13 protein-coding genes are annotated in these 16,932 nt (G+C 72.8%); 6 read left to right on the top strand and 7 right to left on the bottom strand.

Features of this window, described 5'->3' with window-relative positions; genetic code table 11:
• Positions 1-112: 112 nt before the first annotated feature.
• Positions 113-2,875 carry a phosphoenolpyruvate carboxylase gene (gene ppc, locus ACZ4XD_RS10810; RefSeq protein WP_468040419.1) on the bottom strand — a complete coding sequence of 921 codons (2,763 nt, stop codon included), beginning with the start codon at positions 2,873-2,875 and terminating at the stop codon, positions 113-115.
• A 304-nt stretch (positions 2,876-3,179) separates the two neighbouring features.
• Between ppc and ACZ4XD_RS10805 the strand changes: the two genes are divergently transcribed.
• Together ACZ4XD_RS10805 and ACZ4XD_RS10800 are read left to right on the top strand one after the other, a co-directional pair.
• Positions 3,180-4,193 (top strand): acyl-CoA desaturase, encoded by a 1,014-nt coding sequence (locus ACZ4XD_RS10805; RefSeq protein ID WP_468040415.1) that lies wholly within the window; start codon positions 3,180-3,182, stop codon positions 4,191-4,193.
• 21 nt (positions 4,194-4,214) lie between these two features.
• Positions 4,215-4,898: a TetR/AcrR family transcriptional regulator gene (locus ACZ4XD_RS10800; protein ID WP_018091063.1), complete on the top strand. Its 684-nt coding sequence runs from the start codon at positions 4,215-4,217 to the stop codon at positions 4,896-4,898.
• A gap of 161 nt (positions 4,899-5,059) precedes the next feature.
• Here the strand turns inward: ACZ4XD_RS10800 and ACZ4XD_RS10795 are convergent, their stop codons facing one another.
• Positions 5,060-5,884 (bottom strand): trans-aconitate 2-methyltransferase, encoded by an 825-nt coding sequence (locus ACZ4XD_RS10795; RefSeq protein WP_468040410.1) that lies wholly within the window; start codon positions 5,882-5,884, stop codon positions 5,060-5,062.
• 153 nt (positions 5,885-6,037) lie between these two features.
• Here ACZ4XD_RS10795 and ACZ4XD_RS10790 point away from each other — a divergent pair, with 153 nt between their 5' ends.
• The 3 genes from ACZ4XD_RS10790 to ACZ4XD_RS10780 all read left to right on the top strand — a co-directional run bounded on the left by ACZ4XD_RS10790 (position 6,038) and on the right by ACZ4XD_RS10780 (position 9,614).
• Entirely contained in the window at positions 6,038-6,535 is a 498-nt protein-coding gene (locus tag ACZ4XD_RS10790; RefSeq protein WP_085926438.1) for a MarR family winged helix-turn-helix transcriptional regulator, read from the top strand.
• A 198-nt stretch (positions 6,536-6,733) separates the two neighbouring features.
• Positions 6,734-7,528 carry an SDR family NAD(P)-dependent oxidoreductase gene (locus ACZ4XD_RS10785; RefSeq protein WP_468040406.1) on the top strand — a complete coding sequence of 265 codons (795 nt, stop codon included), beginning with the start codon at positions 6,734-6,736 and terminating at the stop codon, positions 7,526-7,528.
• Positions 7,529-7,616: 88 nt separating this feature from the next.
• Positions 7,617-9,614, top strand: a complete 1,998-nt coding sequence (locus ACZ4XD_RS10780) for a beta-galactosidase (protein ID WP_468040404.1) — start codon at positions 7,617-7,619, stop codon at positions 9,612-9,614.
• 38 nt (positions 9,615-9,652) lie between these two features.
• Here the strand turns inward: ACZ4XD_RS10780 and ACZ4XD_RS10775 are convergent, their stop codons facing one another.
• Positions 9,653-10,873 carry an MFS transporter gene (locus ACZ4XD_RS10775; protein ID WP_468040401.1) on the bottom strand — a complete coding sequence of 407 codons (1,221 nt, stop codon included), beginning with the start codon at positions 10,871-10,873 and terminating at the stop codon, positions 9,653-9,655.
• A 46-nt stretch (positions 10,874-10,919) separates the two neighbouring features.
• On the opposite strand from ACZ4XD_RS10775, the gene pdxR reads away from it, so the two are divergent.
• Positions 10,920-12,374, top strand: a complete 1,455-nt coding sequence (gene pdxR, locus ACZ4XD_RS10770; protein ID WP_468040397.1) for a MocR-like pyridoxine biosynthesis transcription factor PdxR — start codon at positions 10,920-10,922, stop codon at positions 12,372-12,374.
• A gap of 97 nt (positions 12,375-12,471) precedes the next feature.
• On the opposite strand, the gene ACZ4XD_RS10765 is transcribed toward pdxR, so the two are convergent.
• From ACZ4XD_RS10765 to galT, 4 genes are all read right to left on the bottom strand, one after another.
• Positions 12,472-13,239, bottom strand: a complete 768-nt coding sequence (locus ACZ4XD_RS10765; RefSeq protein WP_468040393.1) for a LuxR C-terminal-related transcriptional regulator — start codon at positions 13,237-13,239, stop codon at positions 12,472-12,474.
• A 270-nt stretch (positions 13,240-13,509) separates the two neighbouring features.
• Positions 13,510-14,757, bottom strand: a complete 1,248-nt coding sequence (gene galK, locus ACZ4XD_RS10760) for a galactokinase (RefSeq protein ID WP_468040391.1) — start codon at positions 14,755-14,757, stop codon at positions 13,510-13,512.
• Positions 14,757-15,731, bottom strand: a complete 975-nt coding sequence (galE, locus tag ACZ4XD_RS10755; RefSeq protein ID WP_468040388.1) for a UDP-glucose 4-epimerase GalE — start codon at positions 15,729-15,731, stop codon at positions 14,757-14,759. Before galE ends, galK begins: the two co-directional genes overlap by 1 nt.
• Positions 15,728-16,840: a galactose-1-phosphate uridylyltransferase gene (galT, locus tag ACZ4XD_RS10750; RefSeq protein ID WP_468040385.1), complete on the bottom strand. Its 1,113-nt coding sequence runs from the start codon at positions 16,838-16,840 to the stop codon at positions 15,728-15,730. Before galT ends, galE begins: the two co-directional genes overlap by 4 nt.
• Positions 16,841-16,932 lie beyond the last annotated feature (92 nt).

The raw sequence follows: 16,932 nt of genomic DNA, 5'->3' as shown, positions 1-16,932 counted from the left end.
CCCCCCCCCCCCCCCCCCCCCCCCCCCCCCCCCCCCCCCCCCCCCCCCCCCCCCCCCCCCCCCCCCCCCCCCCCCCCCCCCCCCCCCCGCCGTATGTGGTGCCGGGGCCGGGTCAGCCGGTGTTGCGCAGTCCGGCGGCGACGCCGTTGACGGTCAGCAGCAGGGCGCGGGCGAGGACCGGGTCGGCCTCCTCACCGCGTTCGGCGGCGCTGCGCTGGCGGTCCAGCAGCGAGACCTGGAGGTAGGAGATCGGGTCCAGGTAGGCGTCGCGGATGTGGAAGGTCTGCTTCAGGACCGGGTTGGAGTCGAGGAGTTCCTTCTCGCCGGTGACGCGCAGGACCTCGGCGACGGTGAGCTCGTGCTCGGCCTTGATGACGTCGAAGACATGCTTGAGCTTGTCGGGGACCAGGGTGTCGACGTAGTGCTGGGCGATCCGCAGGTCGGTCTTGGCCAGCGTCATGGTGACGTTGGACAGGAAGTTGCGGAAGAAGTGCCAGTACTCGTGCATCTCGTCCAGCACGCTGTCGAGTCCGGCTTCGCGGGCGGCCTTGAGGCCGGTGCCGACGCCGAACCAGCCGGGGACGATCTGGCGGGACTGGGTCCAGCCGAAGACCCACGGGATGGCGCGCAGCCCGTCGAGGCCCGCGCCGGAGTCGGGGCGGCGCGAGGGGCGCGAGCCCAGGTGGAGCTCGGCGAGCTGGTCGACGGGGGTGGAGGCGAAGAAGTACGCGGGCAGGTCCGGGTCCTCGACCAGGCGGCGGTAGGCGCCGTGGGCCGCGTCGGAGACCCGCTCCATGGCCGCGTCCCAGCGGGCCAGCGCCTCGTCGGACTGCCGGGGGGCGGTGTGCAGGGCGGAGGCCTGGAGGGTGGCGGCGACCGTCAGCTCCAGGTTCTCCCGCGCCAGCGAGGGCACCAGGTACTTGTCGGAGATGACCTCGCCCTGCTCGGTGACCTTGATCTCGCCTTCGAGGGTGCCGTAGGGCTGGGCGAGGATCGCGTCGTGCGAGGGGCCGCCGCCGCGGCCGACGGTGCCGCCGCGGCCGTGGAAGAGGCGCAGCCGTACGCCGTGCCGGTGGGCGACGTCGCGCAGCAGGCGCTGGGCGCGGTGGATCTCCCACTGGGAGGTGGTGATGCCGCCGAACTTGGAGGAGTCGGAGTAGCCGAGCATGACCTCCTGGACGTCGCCGCGCAGGGCGACCAGGCGCCGGTAGGAGGGGTCGGCGAGCATCTCGTCGAGCAGCTGGTCGGCGATCTTCAGCTCGTCGGTGGTCTCCAGCAGCGGCACGATGCCGACCTTGGCCCAGCCGGCGTGCAGGTCGATCAGGCCGGCCTCGCGGGCGAGGACGGTGGCGGCGAAGACGTCGTCGGAGCCGGCACACATGGAGATGATGTAGGACTCGATGACCTCGGGGCCGAAGGTGTCCTTGGCCTTGAGGATGGTGCGGAAGACACCGAGGGTCTTGGCGCCGGCCTCGTCGAGGGGGGCCGGGGTGGGGGCCAGCGGACGGCGCGAGCGCAGCTCCTTGGCGAGGAGCTTGCGGCGGTAGTCGCGCGGCATGTCCACGTAGCGCCAGGATTCTTCGCCGAGGCGGTCGAAGAGCTGCCCGAGGGCGTGGTGGTGGGCGTCGGCGTGCTCGCGGACGTCCATGGTGGCGAGCTGGAGGCCGAAGGCGGCGATGGTGCGCAGGGTGCGCTCCAGACGGCCGTCGGCGACCAGGCCGCCGCGGTGTGCGCGCAGCGAGGTCTGGATGAGCGCGAGGTCGTCGAGGAGCTCGGTGGTGCCGAGGTAGTCGCGGCCGGGGACGTGCGGGGTGTCGCCGGCCAGGCGCTCGCGGGTGTTGAGGAGCTTCTGCCGGATGCAGGTGGCCTTGAGGCGGTAGGGCTCCTCGCTGTTCAGCCGCTTGTAGCGCGGGCTGATCTCCGGGAGGAGTTCGAGGTCGCGCTGGAGGGAGGCCAGCAGCTCGTCGGTGGCGCCGCAGTTGCGGATGGAGTTGGACAGCGCGCCGCGCAGCTCGTCGACGTGCTCCAGCGCGTCGGTGATGCCGTGCTCGTGCTGGAGCAGCAGGACGTCCCAGGTGACCTGGGGGGTGACGTTGGGGTTGCCGTCGCGGTCGCCGCCGATCCAGGTGCCGAAGGTGAGCGGGCGGGTGCCGGCGGGCAGCTCGGTGCCGGCCCGCTCCAGCTCGGCGGCGAGGTCCTCCAGGACGTCGCCGACCGCGCCGCGGCCCAGCTCGTCGAGGTAGTAGATGGCGTTGCGGGCCTCGTCGGTGGGCTCGGGGCGGGCGACCCGCAGCTCGTCCGTCTGCCAGATGAGGTCGATGTTCTCGGCGAGGCGGAGGTCGGCGCGGCGGCGCTCGCCCTCGGGGCTGTCCAGCAGCTCGGCGACCTTGCGGAGCTTGGTGAGGACGGAGCGCCGGGCGGCCTCGGTGGGGTGCGCGGTGAAGACGGGGCGGACGCCGAGGTTGCCGGCGGTCGCGCGCAGGTGCTCGGGGTCGGCGTCCTTCAGCATGTCGGCGGTGCGGGCGAGGATGCTGCCCTCGGCGGCGCGCCGGGCGCCCAGCTCACGGCCGCGGTGGACCTGCTCGGTGACGTTCGCGAGGTGGAAGTACGTGGAGAAGGCGCGCACCAGCTTGGCGGCGGTGGCCAGGTCGGTGTCGCCCAGGAGCCCGGCAGCGGCCTCGCCGTCGGAACGGGTCAGGGCGCGTACCCGCTCGACCAGGTCGAGAAGTTCCTGCCCCTCCTGTCGGACGAGGGTCTCGCCGAGGAGATCACCGAGGCGGCGGATGTCGGCACGCAGGGCGACGTTGTCGCTCGGGCCGGCTTCGGGGCCTTCGATGGACACGATCTCGGCGGGAGTGTTGTCGGCACTGCTCACTGGTGCGGCTCCTTGCGGCGATCAGGGACGTCGCCCGTGACCCATGGGTGGGGTCGGGACGGGCGACGGGTTGGGCAGGTCTGATGCGGGCGGGTTGCGGACCGCGCTGTCCGACGTCCCCAGGATAGGTCTGTCCCGGCCTCGGCAGATCACACCGTCCGCAGGGTGGGCACTGCGTCACAGCCGGGCGGGTGTGGCGCCTGTCACGGCCTTGCCCGAGGCGGCGGCACTGCCATACTTACGAGACCGTAGGTTACGGTTCCGTAGCCGTAGCCGTGCCCCCGAGCCCCCGACGAGGGACACCATGACCGCTGGTCCTGAAGCCGTAGAAGATCCCCCGATTCCCGCCGATTCCGCCGTCGGTGCGGCCGCCGGTGCGCCGGTACCGTCCGCGACGCTCGGCGGCGAGCAGCGCAGGTCGGTCGAACAGATCTCGCTCCTGCTGTTCATCACCGTCCCGTTCGTGGCGCTGGTGGCCGCGGTGCCACTGGCCTGGGGCTGGGGGGTGAGCTGGCTCGACCTGGCGCTGATGGTGGCGATGTACTACATCGGCTGCCACGGCATCACGATCGGCTTCCACCGTTACTTCACGCATGGTTCGTTCAAGGCGAAGCGGCCGCTGCGGATCGCGCTCGCGATCATGGGGTCGCTGGCCGTGGAGGGGCCGCTGGTGCGCTGGGTGGCGGATCACCGCAAGCACCACAAGTTCTCCGACGCCGAGGGCGACCCGCATTCGCCGTGGCGCTTCGGCGAGACGGTGCCCGCCCTGATGAAGGGCCTGTGGTGGGCGCACATCGGCTGGATGTTCGATGAGGAGCAGACGCCGCAGCAGAAGTACGCACCGGACCTGATCAAGGACCCGGCGATCCGGACGATCTCCCGCCAGTTCGTGCTGTGGACGGCGGTGTCGCTGCTGATCCCGCCGCTGGTGGGCGGCCTGGTGACCTGGTCCTGGCAGGGCGCGCTGAGCGCGTTCTTCTGGGGTTCCCTGGTCCGGGTGGCCCTGCTGCACCACGTCACCTGGTCGATCAACTCCATCTGTCACGCGGTCGGCAAGCGCCCCTTCAAGTCCCGCGACCGCTCCGGGAACGTCTGGTGGCTGGCCGTCCTCTCGTGCGGCGAGTCCTGGCACAACCTGCACCACGCGGACCCGACCAGCGCCCGGCACGGGGTGATGAAGGGGCAGCTGGACTCCAGCGCCCGCTTGATCCGCTGGTTCGAGAAGGCGGGCTGGGCGTATGACGTCCGGTGGCCGGACGCGTCCCGTCTCGATGCCCGACGCGCGCAGAAGGCCGCCGGGGGTGCCGCCCGGCGGTAGCGGGGAAGGCATCATTGACGGGTGGCGATCGACGACAGCAGTACCAGCGGCAGCAAAAGCAAGTCTTCCTCCGCGGGCACGCGGCGGGCCCGCAGGGTCCGGATGACCGGAGCGGAGCGCCGGGAGCAGCTGCTGGACATCGGTCGCACGCTCTTTGCCGAGCGGGGCTACGAGGGCACCTCGGTGGAGGAGATCGCGGCGAAGGCCGGGGTGTCCAAGCCGGTGGTCTACGAGCACTTCGGCGGCAAGGAGGGCCTGTACGCGGTGGTGGTGGACCGCGAGATGCGGCAGCTGCTGGACATGGTGACGGGCGCACTGACCGCCGGCCATCCCCGCGAACTCCTCGAACAGGCGGCTTTCGCGCTGCTCGACTACATCGAGACCTTCACCGACGGTTTCCGCATCCTGGTCCGCGACTCCCCCGTCGCCCAGTCGACCGGCACCTTCGCCTCCCTCATCAGCGATATCGCCACCCAGGTCGAGGACATCCTGGGCCTGGAATTCAAGGCCCGCGGCTTCGACCCGAAACTCGCCCCCCTCTACGCCCAGGCCCTGGTCGGCATGGTCGCCCTCACCGGCCAGTGGTGGGTCGACACCCGCAAACCGAAGAAGGCCGAGGTCGCGGCCCATCTCGTCAACCTCGCCTGGCACGGCTTGGGCAACTTGGAGGCGAAGCCTCGGTTGATAGGGCATCGGAAGAATTGAGGGGCCTTACCGGCCTCGGACCGGCGTCCCCCACTCAAGACTTCGCTTGAGCGGGAGGTGCCCCCTCATGGGCGGCGCGCTGGATGGGGTCGAGGCCGGTGATCACGGCGTGGGGTCACCTCGGAGGGCGAGCATCGCGGGGTGGCTGTGGGCAGCGGGCGTCAGGCGGTGGACGGCTTGCGGGCGACGGCGAAGATGCGGCGGAAGGGGAAGACCGTGCCGTGGCGGCCCGTGGGGTAGGCCTTGCGGAGGGCGTCGCGGTATTCGGTGAGGAAGGCTTCGCGGGCGGCCGGGTCGTGTTCCAGGGCGGTGAGGACGGGGCGCAGGGCGGTGCCCTTGACCCAGTCGAGGACCGGGTCGTCGCCCTCCAGGAGCTGGACGTAGGTGGTTTCCCAGACGTCGGCGGTGCAGCCGAGGTCGGTGAGGCGCTCCAGGTAGTCGGTCGGTTCGAGGATGTGGATGAAGCGGCGGCCGTGGGTGGTGAGCCGTTCGCGCCACTGGGGGGCGTCGCAGAGTTCGCCGAGGAGGGCGTGGCTGGGTGAGGTGAAGTTGCCGGGGACCTGGAAGGCGAAGGTGCCGCCGGGGGCGAGGGCCTCGATCCAGCGGGCGAAGGAGTCCGGGTGGTTGGGGACCCATTGGAGGGCCGCGTTGGAGACGATCAGGTCGTAGGTCTCCTCGGGCGTCCAGTCGGCGGCGTCGGCGTCGGCGAAGTCGAGGTGGCCGCCGCCCGGGGTGGGGCCGGCGTGGGCCTCGGCCTCTTTGAGCATCTCCGGGGAGTTGTCGTAGCCGGTGATGTGCGCGTCGGGCCAGCGGGTGGTGAGCTGGGCGGTGACGTTGCCGGGGCCGCAGCCGAGGTCGGCGATGCGGGCGGTGCGGTCCTGCCGGGGCAGGTCGGGTATCCGGTTGAGCAGGTCGTGGAACGGACGGGTACGGTGCCCGGAGTGGCGTAGGTATTGCTGCGGATCCCAGGTTGGTGCGTCGTGCATGGTCGAAACCCCTTTGCCGATGCAGGGCTGGCACGGTCTGGTTCGGGCCGTCTCGGCTGGAAACCGAGCCCCCGCCGACGATGCCCATAGTCCAGCGAAATATATCTCGACGTCAAGAGACTTCATGTCGACAGACCCTCTACACTGATCGTCATGGAGGACGAGGTCGACCGACTGGTCGCAGCATGGCGCCGCGAGCGCCCGGACCTCGACGTGGAGCCGCTTGAGGTCCTCAGCCGCGTCTCCCGGCTGGCCAGACACCTTGACCGGGCCCGCCGTATCGCCTTTTCCGAGGTGGGCCTGGAGCCCTGGGAGTTCGATGTGCTCACCGCGCTGCGGCGCGCCGGGGCGCCCTACCAGCTCTCCCCCGGGGCGCTGCTGACCCAGACGCTGGTCACCTCGGGGACGATGACCAACCGCATCGACCGGCTGGCCAAGAAGAACCTCGTCGAGCGGCTGCCCGACCCCAGCGACCGGCGCGGCGTGCTGGTCAGGCTGACCGCGGAGGGCCGCGACAAGGCCGACCGGTCGCTGGCCGGACTGCTGATCCAGGAGCGCGCGATTCTCGCCGAGCTCTCCCGGCAGCAGCGCGGTGAACTGGCCGGTCTGCTGCGGAAGTTGACCGGCCCGTTCGACAACACCCCCGGCTAGGGCCGACAGGCCCTAGGGACCCAGGGGTGCGGCCGCCCCGGGCGCATCCGGAGAGGCTTCCCGCACCGGCGTACGACCCGTTGGCGCACCGTATTTGGCAGCGCGAAAGAAGATGGTGCGCGCCCCATGAATCCGCGTGCGCCCCTCTCCCTCTCTGTGCCCTTGCCCGTCGCTCGCCCCGTGGGCTTGGATCGCGCCATGAGCCAGCAGCGCGCATCGCATCCGCCGAACGGCCCGTACGGCAGGCGGTTCGAGGGCCGTACGGTCCTGGTGACCGGGGCCGCCGCCGGGATCGGGGCGGCCACCGCCGACCGGCTGGCGGCCGAGGGCGCCGGGGTGCTGCTGCTGGACATCGACGACGCGCGCGGCGAACGCACCGCGCGGCGCATCCGGGCGGCCGGCGGCCACGCCTCGTACGAGCACTGCGATGTCTCGGGCGAGGACGACTGGCGACGCGCCGTCGAGGCGGCGCGGCGACGCTACGGCCCGGTGGACGGGCTGGTCAGCAACGCCTTCCTGGCGCAGGTGGCGGCCGCCGAGCACACCTCGCTCGCCGACTGGGACCGGCAGCTGGCGGTCAACCTCACCGGTTCGTTCCTCGGCGTACGCGCCGCCCTGCCGGATCTGCGGGCGCGCGGCGGCGCGGTGGTGCTGACCTCGTCCGTGCATGCCCTGGCCGGGCTGCCGGGGCGGCCCGCCTACGCCGCGGCGAAGGCCGGACTGACCGGTCTGGGCCGTCAACTGGCCGTCGAATACGGGCCACAGGTGCGGGTGAACAGCGTGCTGCCGGGTCCCGTGCTGACCGCGGCCTGGGACGGCATCGGCGAGGAGGAGCGGCAGGCCAGCGCCGCGGAGACGGCGGCGCGGCGGCTGGGGCGGCCCGAGGAGGTCGCCGCGGTCATCGCCTTTCTGCTCTCCCCCGAGGCGTCCTTCGTCACCGGCGCGAGCCTCGTCGTCGACGGCGGCTGGAGCGTGTACAAGAACTCCTCGTGAGGCGTGCGCCGTGCCTGCCGGCGGCGGGGCGGCGGCACCCCGGCCGGGCTTCGGTCCGTAGGGAATCCATCGATCCGTAGGGGCATCCATGGGCATCCATTTCGGCGGCGACTACAACCCCGAGCAGTGGCCCGAGGAGGTGTGGGCCGAGGATCTGAAGCTGATGAAGGCGGCCCATGTCACCATGGTCACCGTCGGGATCTTCTCCTGGGCCAAGGTCGAACCCCGGCCCGGGTCCTGGGACTTCGGCTGGTTCGACCGCGTCATGGACGGGCTGGCGGGCGCCGGGATCGCCGCCTGTCTGGCGACGATGACCGCCTCACCGCCCCCGTGGCTCTCCCGCGCGCACCCCGAGATCCTGCCCGAGGACGCCGACGGCCGGCGCCGCTGGCCCGGCGGCCGGCAGCACTACTGCCCCTCCAGCCCCGTCTACCGCACCCACGCCGTACGCCTCGTCGAACAGCTCGCCACCCGCTACGCCGACCACCCCGCGCTCACCATGTGGCACATCGGCAACGAGTACGGCTGCCACACCCGCCACTGCTACTGCGAGGTGTCCGCCGAGGACTTCCGGCGCTGGCTGCGCGTCCGGTACGGAACCGTCGAGGCGCTCAACGCCGCCTGGTCGACGGCCTTCTGGTCGCAGGCGTACGGCGGCTTCGACGAGGTGCTGCCGCCCCGCACCGCGCCCACCTTCCCCAACCCCGCCCAGCAGCTGGACTATCTGCGCTTCGGCGACGAGGCGCTGCGCGCCTGCTATCTGGCCGAAAAGGAGGTGCTGGAACGGGTCACCCCGTCGATTCCGGCCACCACCAATCTGATGCCGCAGCACAAGCCGGTCGATGCCTTCGCCTGGTCGGCCCATATGGACGCGATGGCGCTGGACTTCTACCAGGACCCCTATGTTCCCGACGATCACGTCCGGGCCGGCTATGTCTTCGACCTGATGCGCTCGGCGCGCGCCGGGCAGCCCTGGATGCTGCTGGAACAGGCGCCGGGCGCGGTCAACTGGCGGCCCCGCAACGGCCCCAAGCCGCCCGGCGCGATGCGGCTGTGGAGCTGGCAGGCCGTCGCCCAGGGGGCGGACGCGGTGCTGTTCTTCCAGTGGCGGCAGTCGCTGGGCGGCGCGGAGAAGTTCCACTCGGCGATGCTGCCGCACGGCGGGACCGACACCCGCATCTTCCGCGAAGTGACGGAACTGGGGCGGGAATTGGCGTCGCTGCCGGGCATCGAGGGGACCCGGTCGCGGGCCGGGGTGGCGCTGCTGGCGGACTGGCACAGCTGGTGGGCCCTGGAACTGGACTCCAAGCCGTCGACCGCGCTGGACCACTCCCGGATCGCGCTGGATCACTACCGGCCGCTGTTCGAGGCGGGCGTGGCCTGCGACGTGCTGCCGCCGCGGCGCGACCTGTCCGGCTACCGGCTCGTCGTGGCCCCCAACCTGTATCTGCTGACCACACCGGACGCCGAGCGGCTGGCCGCCTATGTACGCGACGGCGGGCACCTGCTGGTGTCGTTCTTCTCCGGCATCGTCGACGAGCACGACCGGGTGCACCCCGGCGGCTACCCGGCGCCGCTGCGGGCGCTGCTGGGACTGCGGGTGGCGGAGTTCTGGCCGCTGGACGCGGGCCGGTCGGTGGCGGTCGGCGACGGGGAGTACACGGGGCGGGCGGACCTGTGGTCGGAGGCCCTCGACCTGGAAGGGGCCGAGGCGCTCGCCCACTTCACGGACGGGGAGCTGGCCGGCCGGCCCGCGGTGACCCGGCACTCCTACGGGCGCGGCACGGTCTGGTACGTCGCCACCCGGCCCGATCCGGCGCTGATGCGGACTCTGCTGGACGATGTCCGCGCGGCGGCCGGGGTCGGCCCCGTACTGCCGGGCCTGCCACCGGGCGTCCAGGCCACCGTCCGCGAGGGCACCGGCGGCCGCTGTCTCTTCCTGCTCAACCACGGGGCCGAGGCCGTCGAGATCGGGCTGCCGTCGCCGCTGCGGGACGCGCTCGCGGCGCACGGGACGGCCGGGGCCGGCGCCACCGACCGGATCACGCTGGGGGCACGAGGGGTGGCCGTGCTGACGGAGCCCTAGGGGGTGTGTCCGGGGCGGGGTCCGGGTGTGATCACGCGTCAGCCGCCCCCGGCTGAGGCACGACCCATCCCGTCACCCGAGCCGTGCGCCTGCCGACGGTCGCGCCAGGCCGGGGCGACCGCCGTGAGCATCAGCGCGGCGGTGAGGGTGAAGGCCAGGGGGTAGCCGACGCCGTCGGCGAGTACGCCGAACCCGAGGGCGCCGACGCCCATGCCCGCGTCGTAGGCGAAGTTCCACAGGGCGCTGACCGTGCCGTAGCCGGCGGCGGAGACCCGCGCGTACATGAGGGTCAGGGTGGCGTTCTGGATGACCCCGAAGCCGATCCCGAACAGGGCCACACCGGCCATGACGGCGACGGGGCGGTGGGTCATCGCGGTGAGCAGGGTTCCCGCGGCCGCCGCGGCCAGGCCGGGCAGCACGAGTCCGGCCGGCCCGCGCCGGTCGCTGTGCCGGCCCGCGACCCAGCGGGCCGCGGTCGCCGCCGTGGACTGCGCGAACAGCGCCACGGAGACGAGTCCCAGGGAGGCCGACGGCACGGCCAGGGGGAGAAAGGTGACGAGGATGCCGGCGGCGAGCGCGGTGGCCGCGAAGACGACACCGGGCCGCAGCAGCGCCGCCGTGCGGAGCCCGGACAGCATGGTGACCGATTGTTTCGAGGCCGGCTCCCGGTCGGGCAGGCCCGGCACCGAGACGATCGCGGCCAGCGCGGCCAGGCCACCGGCGGCGCAGACCGGTGCGTACCCCACGTGCCCGGCCAGCCACACCCCCAGCGGCAGCCCCACCAGCGACGGCACCCCGGACACGATGCCGACCAGCGCCAGCCCCTCCCCGCGACGCTCCGGCGGGATCAGCGACGCCGTCAACGCGCCACCCGCGACGACCGTGAAGGCGAAGCCCAGACCGCGCACCAGACAGACCGCCACGATCCACACCAGGTCCGCGGAGGCGGTCAACACCAGTGCGGGCGCCCCGAGCAGGACCAGCCCCGTCGCCAGCACCGGGCGGTAGCCGAAGCGGGCCACCAACCGGGGCGTGGCCAGCTCACCCACGACCGTGGCCAGCATCAGGGCACCCGTCGCCGGGCCCGCCGCGTTCCCGCCCCCACCGGATGTCTCGGCGTAGAGCGGCACGACCGACAGCAGGAGGAAGAAGCTCGTCGAGGCACCGATGATCGACACGAACCGCAGCAGCAGCGGCGGTGTCACCAGCGGCGGGCGCGAACCGGCGTCCTGCGACGGGGAGTTGGTCGTCTTCGTCATGCCTCGACGCTAGAGTCCGAGCGGATCACCAGTAAGCTCCAATTCCATGCCTCTTGAATGGTCCGGTCTGTCCCCCGACCTGTTGTTGGACATCGACCGGGACGGCGGCGGGCCACTGCGCGCACAGCTGGAACGCCAGATACGGGACGCGATCCGCACCCAGCGGCTGCGGGTCGGCGAACGGCTGCCGTCCACCCGTGAACTCGCCCGGACACTCGGGCTGTCACGAGGGCTGGTGCAGGACTGCTACGCCCAGCTCCAGGCCGAGGGCTACCTCGTGGCCCGCCCGGGCGCCGCCACGCGCGTGGCGGCGGGCGCAGGCGTACCGGCCGCGCCCACGCCACCCGCCGCGGCGCCGCCACAGCTGCTGGCCGACTTCCGGTGGGGCGTCCCGGACCTGAGCGCCTTCCCGCTGTCCGACTGGATGTGGGCCACCCGCGATGCGGCACGCACCCTGCCGACGGCGGCGCTCGACTACGGCGACCCGCGCGGCAGCGCGGCGTTGCGCGAGGTCCTCGCCGGATATCTGCGGCGCGTACGGGCCGCCGCGGCGGATCCCGAACGGATCGTCATCTGCTCCGGCTACGCGCAGGGCCTCGGTCTGGCCCTGCAGGCCCTGGCCCGTACCGGTGTCCACACGGCGGCGTACGAGGATCCCGGCTCACCGGCCACGGTCTCCTCGACCATGTCCTGGGCCGGCCTGTCGGCGGTCCCCGTGCCGGTCGACGCGCACGGCATCGACGTACGGGCCCTGGCCGCCACCGGCGCCCGTGCGGTCGTGGTGACCCCCGCGCACCAGTGGCCCACCGGTGTCGTCATGTCCCCGGAGCGGCGGCTCGCCCTGATCGAGTGGGCCAGGCACCGGGACGCCGTGATCATCGAGGACGACTACGACGCCGAATTCCGCTACGACCGGGAGCCGGTGGGCGCCCTGCAAGGACTCGCCCCCGACCGCGTGATCTCCATGGGGACCGTCAGCAAGTCCCTCGCGCCCGCGCTGCGTCTCGGCTGGATGCTCTGCCCGCCCGCCCTCGCCGAACACCTCACCGCACACAAGCAGTTGACCGACCGCGGGTCGCCCACGCTCGACCAGCTCGCCCTGGCGAGGATGATCGAGTCCGGGCGCTTCGACCGGCATCTGCGCCGGATGCGGACGATCTACGCCGCACGGCGCACCGCCCTGGTGGCAGCGCTCGCCGCACACGCCCCCGAGGCCCGGGTGACCGGCCTGGCGGCCGGCTTCCACGCCGTCGTGCACCTCGGCGGACCGGCCGACGAGCAGACCGTCATCGCCGCCGCCCGCGCCCGCTCCGTCGGCCTCTACGGCATGCGCGCCTGCCGCACCGCGCCGACGGCACCGGAGCCACAGCTGGTCCTGGGGTTCGGCAATATCGGCGAACGCGCCCTCACCGCGGGTATCGCGGCGGTCGGCGACCTGCTCAGAGGCGAGCGGCGCGGCCCGGCCCGGCCGGGTCGGCGTTCCCGTCCCGGGCCGCCCTGACCTCGTCGTCGTGCGCGATGGCCGCTGCCCCGAGCGTGTGACCGGGGTACGCGGGGTCACCCCCAGGGCGGCCGCCCGTAGAGCGGGTCCCGTCGCCTCACGGCACCGGCACCGACGCCGCGGCCGCCGTCTCCAGCTCGACCGGGCCGACCCCGGCCCGGCGGGCCAGGGCCACCGCCGCGAGGGTGGAGTGCACCCCGAGCTTGCCGAGCACGTTCTGCATATGGGTACGGACCGTGTGCGGGGAGAGGAACAGCCGCTCGGCGACCGCCTTGCGGCCCAGACCGGCCACCATGCAGCGCAGCACCTCACGCTCGCGCGGAGTCAGCGACTCCACCAGCCGTTCGCTCTCGGAGCGGTGCTTGCGGGCGGCCGTCAGCTCCCGCAGGACACCGGTCAGCAGCGCGGGCGGCAGATGCGTCTCGTCGCGCAGCACCCCGCGGATGACGGCGAGCAGCCGGGACAGCGAGCAGTCCTTGGCGACCCAGCCGGAGGCCCCGGCCTGGAGGGCGGCGGCCGCGCGGCGCGGGTCGTCGCGGTCGGCGAGGACGACGGTGCGCAGATACGGATGGCTGGTGCGCAGGCCGGAGACCAGCGCGATGCCGTCCCGCGGCACGGCGCGCGGCACCGCGTCGCGGACCGCTCCCTGGGCGGGCACCGCCAGCAGCGGCGCGGCGAGGTCGGCGTCGGCGAGCAGCACGTCGAAGCGGCGGCCGTCGGTGGCCGCGCGGTCCAGATTGCGCAGGGCAGCGGGGGCGCTGCCCGCGGCCGCGACGTCCACGTCCTGTTCCGCGGCGAGCGCGGCCGCCAGGGATTCGGCGAAGATGCGGTGGTCGTCGACCACCAGAACCCGGATGCGTTGCACAGAGACCCCCTGTCTCGGTGAACGGACCATAGCGGGCACGACGCCCGGATTGAAGATCGCCTCCACCGCACGGCCGCCGCCGTGCCGACATGGCTACCCCACCCCGGGCGCCGTACCCGAACGGTCTCGCCCCCTGATCGGCACCGGCCCCCACCGGTGCAGGTTCCCAGCGTACGGACGGGGTGCGACGAGGGAAGGTGATTGGCGAAACTGCTCCGCCGGCCGGGCCATTCGGTGCGTGTCCGGCGGCTTCACGCCGTCCGGCGCGCCCTACGCGACGCGGTGCGCCCCCGCACTGGCGACGGCCTCGAAGATCCGCGGGGCGGCATGGCCGGCCGCCGCGAACGCCTCGCCGACCGCCGCGCCGACGGCCGCGGCAGCCGCCTCCTCGACGAGCACGATGGCCGAGCCGCCGAAGCCGCCGCCGGTCATCCGGGCCCCGAGGGCGCCCGCCGTCAGCGCGGTGTCGACGGCGAGATCGAGTTCCCGGCAGGAGATCTTGAAGTCGTCGCGGAGCGAGGCGTGACCGGCCGTCAGCAGGGGGCCGATGGCGCGGGTGCGGCCCGCGTCGAGGCAGGCGATGACTTCTTCAACGCGGTGGTTCTCGGTGACGATGTGCCGGACGAGGGCCTGGACGACGGGGTCGCCGGCCAGCCCGGCCAGCGCCTCGGACAGATGCGCATAGGGCACCTCGCGCAGGGTACGCACCCCGAGCGCCCGCGCGCCACGCTCGCAGCCGGCGCGCCGCTCCGCGTACGCGCCGTCCCCCAGCTCGTGCTTCACCCGGGTGTCGACCACGAGGAGCCGCAGCCCCTCCCGCGCCAGGTCGAACGGGACCTGGCGCCGGGTGAGATCGCGGGTGTCCAGGAACAGGGCGTGGCCCGCGGTGCAGCAGGCTGCGGCGGTCTGGTCCATGATCCCGCAGGGCACCCCGACGAAGGCGTTCTCGGCCCGCTGGGCGAGCTGCGCCAGCCGCTGCGGCTCCTGGCCGAGCCCGTACAGGTCGTTGAGGGCGAGCGCGGTGACGACCTCCAGGGCGGCGGAGGAGGAGAGTCCGGCTCCGGTGGGCACCGTGCTGTCGTAGTGCAGATCCGCTCCGCCGACCGGCAGACCGGCCTCCCGCATCGCCCAGACGACGCCGGCCGGGTAGGCCGCCCAGCCGCCCGCCCGTCTCCCGCCGCCGCCCCGAGTGGAGGCGCTTCGCGCCGCAGTATCCATGGGCGCCGGGCGCAGCTCGTCCAGGCGCAGCTCGACGATGCCGCCGTCGGCGCCGCCGGAGTGCAGCCGCAGCACCCCGTCGGTGCGGGCCGAGGCGGCGGCGAGAGTGGTGTGCGGGAGGGCCAGCGGCATCACGAAACCGTCGTTGTAATCGGTGTGTTCACCGATCAGGTTGACCCGGCCGGGCGCCGCCCAGGTGCCCGTGGGGGCGGCGCCGTACACCGCGGCGAACTGCGCGGCGGTGTGCTGAGCGCTGTGCGGGCGCTCGGTGGCCGGGACGGCGGTTCCGTGTGCGGTCATCAGGACTCCTTGGTCCGGTCGAGGTGCTGCGCGAACTCCCAGGCGTCGGCGACGATGCCGGCGAGGTCGGCGCGGGCGGGCCGCCAGCCGAGGCGGTCGACGGCGGTCTGCGCGGAGGCCACCAGCACGGCGGGGTCGCCGCCGCGGCGCGGGGCGACCACCTCCGGGATGGGGTGCCCGGTGACCTTGCGGACGGTCTCGATGACCTCGCGGACGGAGAAGCCGTTGCCGTTGCCGAGGTTGCAGATGAGGTGCTCACCGGCGGTGGCGGCGTCGAGGGCGAGGAGGTGGGCCTCGGCGAGGTCGGCGACGTGGATGTAGTCGCGGACGCAGGTGCCGTCGGGGGTGGGGTAGTCCTCGCCGAAGACGGAGATCGCCTCGCGCTTGCCCCGGGCGACCTGGAGGACCAGCGGGATCAGGTGCGACTCGGGGTCGTGGCGCTCACCGCAGCTGCCGTAGGCACCGGCGACATTGAAGTAGCGCAGCGAGACGGCGGCCAGACCGTGGGCGGCGGCCTCGCCGCTGATCATGTGGTCGACGGCGAGCTTGCTGGCGCCGTACGGGCTGGTGGGCGCGGTCTCGGCGGACTCGGTGATCGGGGTGGACGCCGGCTCGCCGTAGGTGGCGGCGGTGGAGGAGAAGACGAGGGTGCGGATGCCGGCGTCACGCATCGCGGCGAGCAGGTCCATGGTGCCGCCGACGTTGTTGCGCCAGTACTTCTCGGGGTGCACGACGGACTCGCCCACCTGGGAGAAGGCGGCGAAGTGCAGCACCGCGTCGTAGGAGGGGTCGAGCCACTTCGCCGCGTCCTGGATGCGGCCCTCGATGAAATGGGCACCGGCGGGGATGCCCTCGCGGTGGCCGGTGGACAGGTCGTCCAGCACGGTCACCTCGTGACCGGCCTGGAGCAGATGTGCTGCGACGACGCTGCCGACGTATCCCGCACCACCGGTGACCAGGTACTTCTTGCTCACTCGCTCGCTACCTCTCGCAGTCGGTCGGCCGCGGCCTCCGGCGGCACGTCATTGATGAACACATTCATGCCGGATTCGGAACCCGCGAGAAACTTCAGCTTGCCGGAAGTACGGCGGATGGTGAAAAGCTCGAGGTGAAGCGCGAAATCCTCGCGGTGCTCGGCGCGCAGCGGCGCCTGGTGCCAGGCGGCGATGTACGGCGTGCGGGCGGCGCCGGCCGCACGGGGCCCGCGGCTCGCCCCCTCCCCTTCTTCCCCACCGGCCCGTTCTTCCCCACCGTCCCGCCCGGCGAAGATCCGGTCGAAGCGCCGCAGGACTTCCAGGTAGATCCGTGGGAATTCCGTGCGCGCGGCGTCGTCGAGGGCGAGCAGGTCGGGGACCCGGCGCTTGGGGTAGAGGTGCACCTCGTAGGGCCAGTGGGCGGCGTACGGGACGAAGACCACCCAGTGCTCGCCCTCCAGCACGATCCGGCGGCCGTCGGCCAGCTCGTCGGCGACCGTGTCGTCGAAGAGGTTGCCGCCGGTGGCCGCGCGGTGGGCGGCGACCGAGGTGAGCATGCGCGCGGTGCGCGGGGTGACGAAGGGGTACGCGTAGATCTGGCCGTGCGGGTGGCCGAGGGTGACGCCGATCTCCGCGCCGCGGTTCTCGAAGCAGAAGACCTGTTCCACGCCCGGGAGTTGGGAGAGTTCCGCAGTGCGGTCGGTCCAGGCCTCCAGGACCAGGGCGGCCTGCTCCTCGGTGAGGTCGGCGAAGGAGGCGTCGTGGTCGGGGGTGAAGCAGACGACCTCGCAGCGGCCGCTGTCACCGGCGAGAGAGGGGAAGCGGTTCTCGAAGACGGCGACGTCGTAGTCGGGGGCGGGGATCTCGGAGAGCCGGCCGCCCCGGGAGGGGCACAGCGGGCACTCGTCGGCCGGCGGGTGGTAGGTGCGGGCCTGACGGTGGGAGGCGATGGCGACGGAGTCGCCGAGGAGCCGGTCGTGGCGGATCTCGGCGGCGGTGGCGACGGGGTCGAGGGGGCGGGGGTCGCGCTCGCCGCGGACCGCGTCGTCGCGCAGGTCGTAGTAGATGAGCTCCCGGCCGTCCGCCAGCCGGGTCGTCGTCTTCTTCACGGAGCTCCTCACACGCCGACCAAACACAAACAAACACAATGAAGCACAACTAAACAGCGGCGTCAATGTCAGGCGCAGCACGGGATACAGCA

Source organism: Streptomyces sp. NPDC029466 (assembly GCF_055574515.1).
The sequence above is the reverse complement of the archived record's forward strand: the minus strand, read 5'-3'. Positions and strand labels throughout refer to the sequence as shown.

Bases quoted from the DNA above. Each gene is read 5' to 3' on its own strand.
- ACZ4XD_RS10775 (WP_468040401.1), bottom strand. From the start codon at position 10,873: ATGACGAAGACGACCAACTCCCCGTCGCAGGACGCCGGTTCGCGCCCG.
- ACZ4XD_RS10795 (WP_468040410.1), bottom strand. From the start codon at position 5,884: ATGCACGACGCACCAACCTGGGATCCGCAGCAATACCTACGCCACTCC.
- pdxR (WP_468040397.1), top strand. From the start codon at position 10,920: ATGCCTCTTGAATGGTCCGGTCTGTCCCCCGACCTGTTGTTGGACATC.
- ACZ4XD_RS10790 (WP_085926438.1), top strand. From the start codon at position 6,038: ATGGAGGACGAGGTCGACCGACTGGTCGCAGCATGGCGCCGCGAGCGC.
- galK (WP_468040391.1), bottom strand. From the start codon at position 14,757: ATGACCGCACACGGAACCGCCGTCCCGGCCACCGAGCGCCCGCACAGC.
- ACZ4XD_RS10780 (WP_468040404.1), top strand. From the start codon at position 7,617: ATGGGCATCCATTTCGGCGGCGACTACAACCCCGAGCAGTGGCCCGAG.
- ACZ4XD_RS10785 (WP_468040406.1), top strand. From the start codon at position 6,734: ATGAGCCAGCAGCGCGCATCGCATCCGCCGAACGGCCCGTACGGCAGG.
- ACZ4XD_RS10805 (WP_468040415.1), top strand. From the start codon at position 3,180: ATGACCGCTGGTCCTGAAGCCGTAGAAGATCCCCCGATTCCCGCCGAT.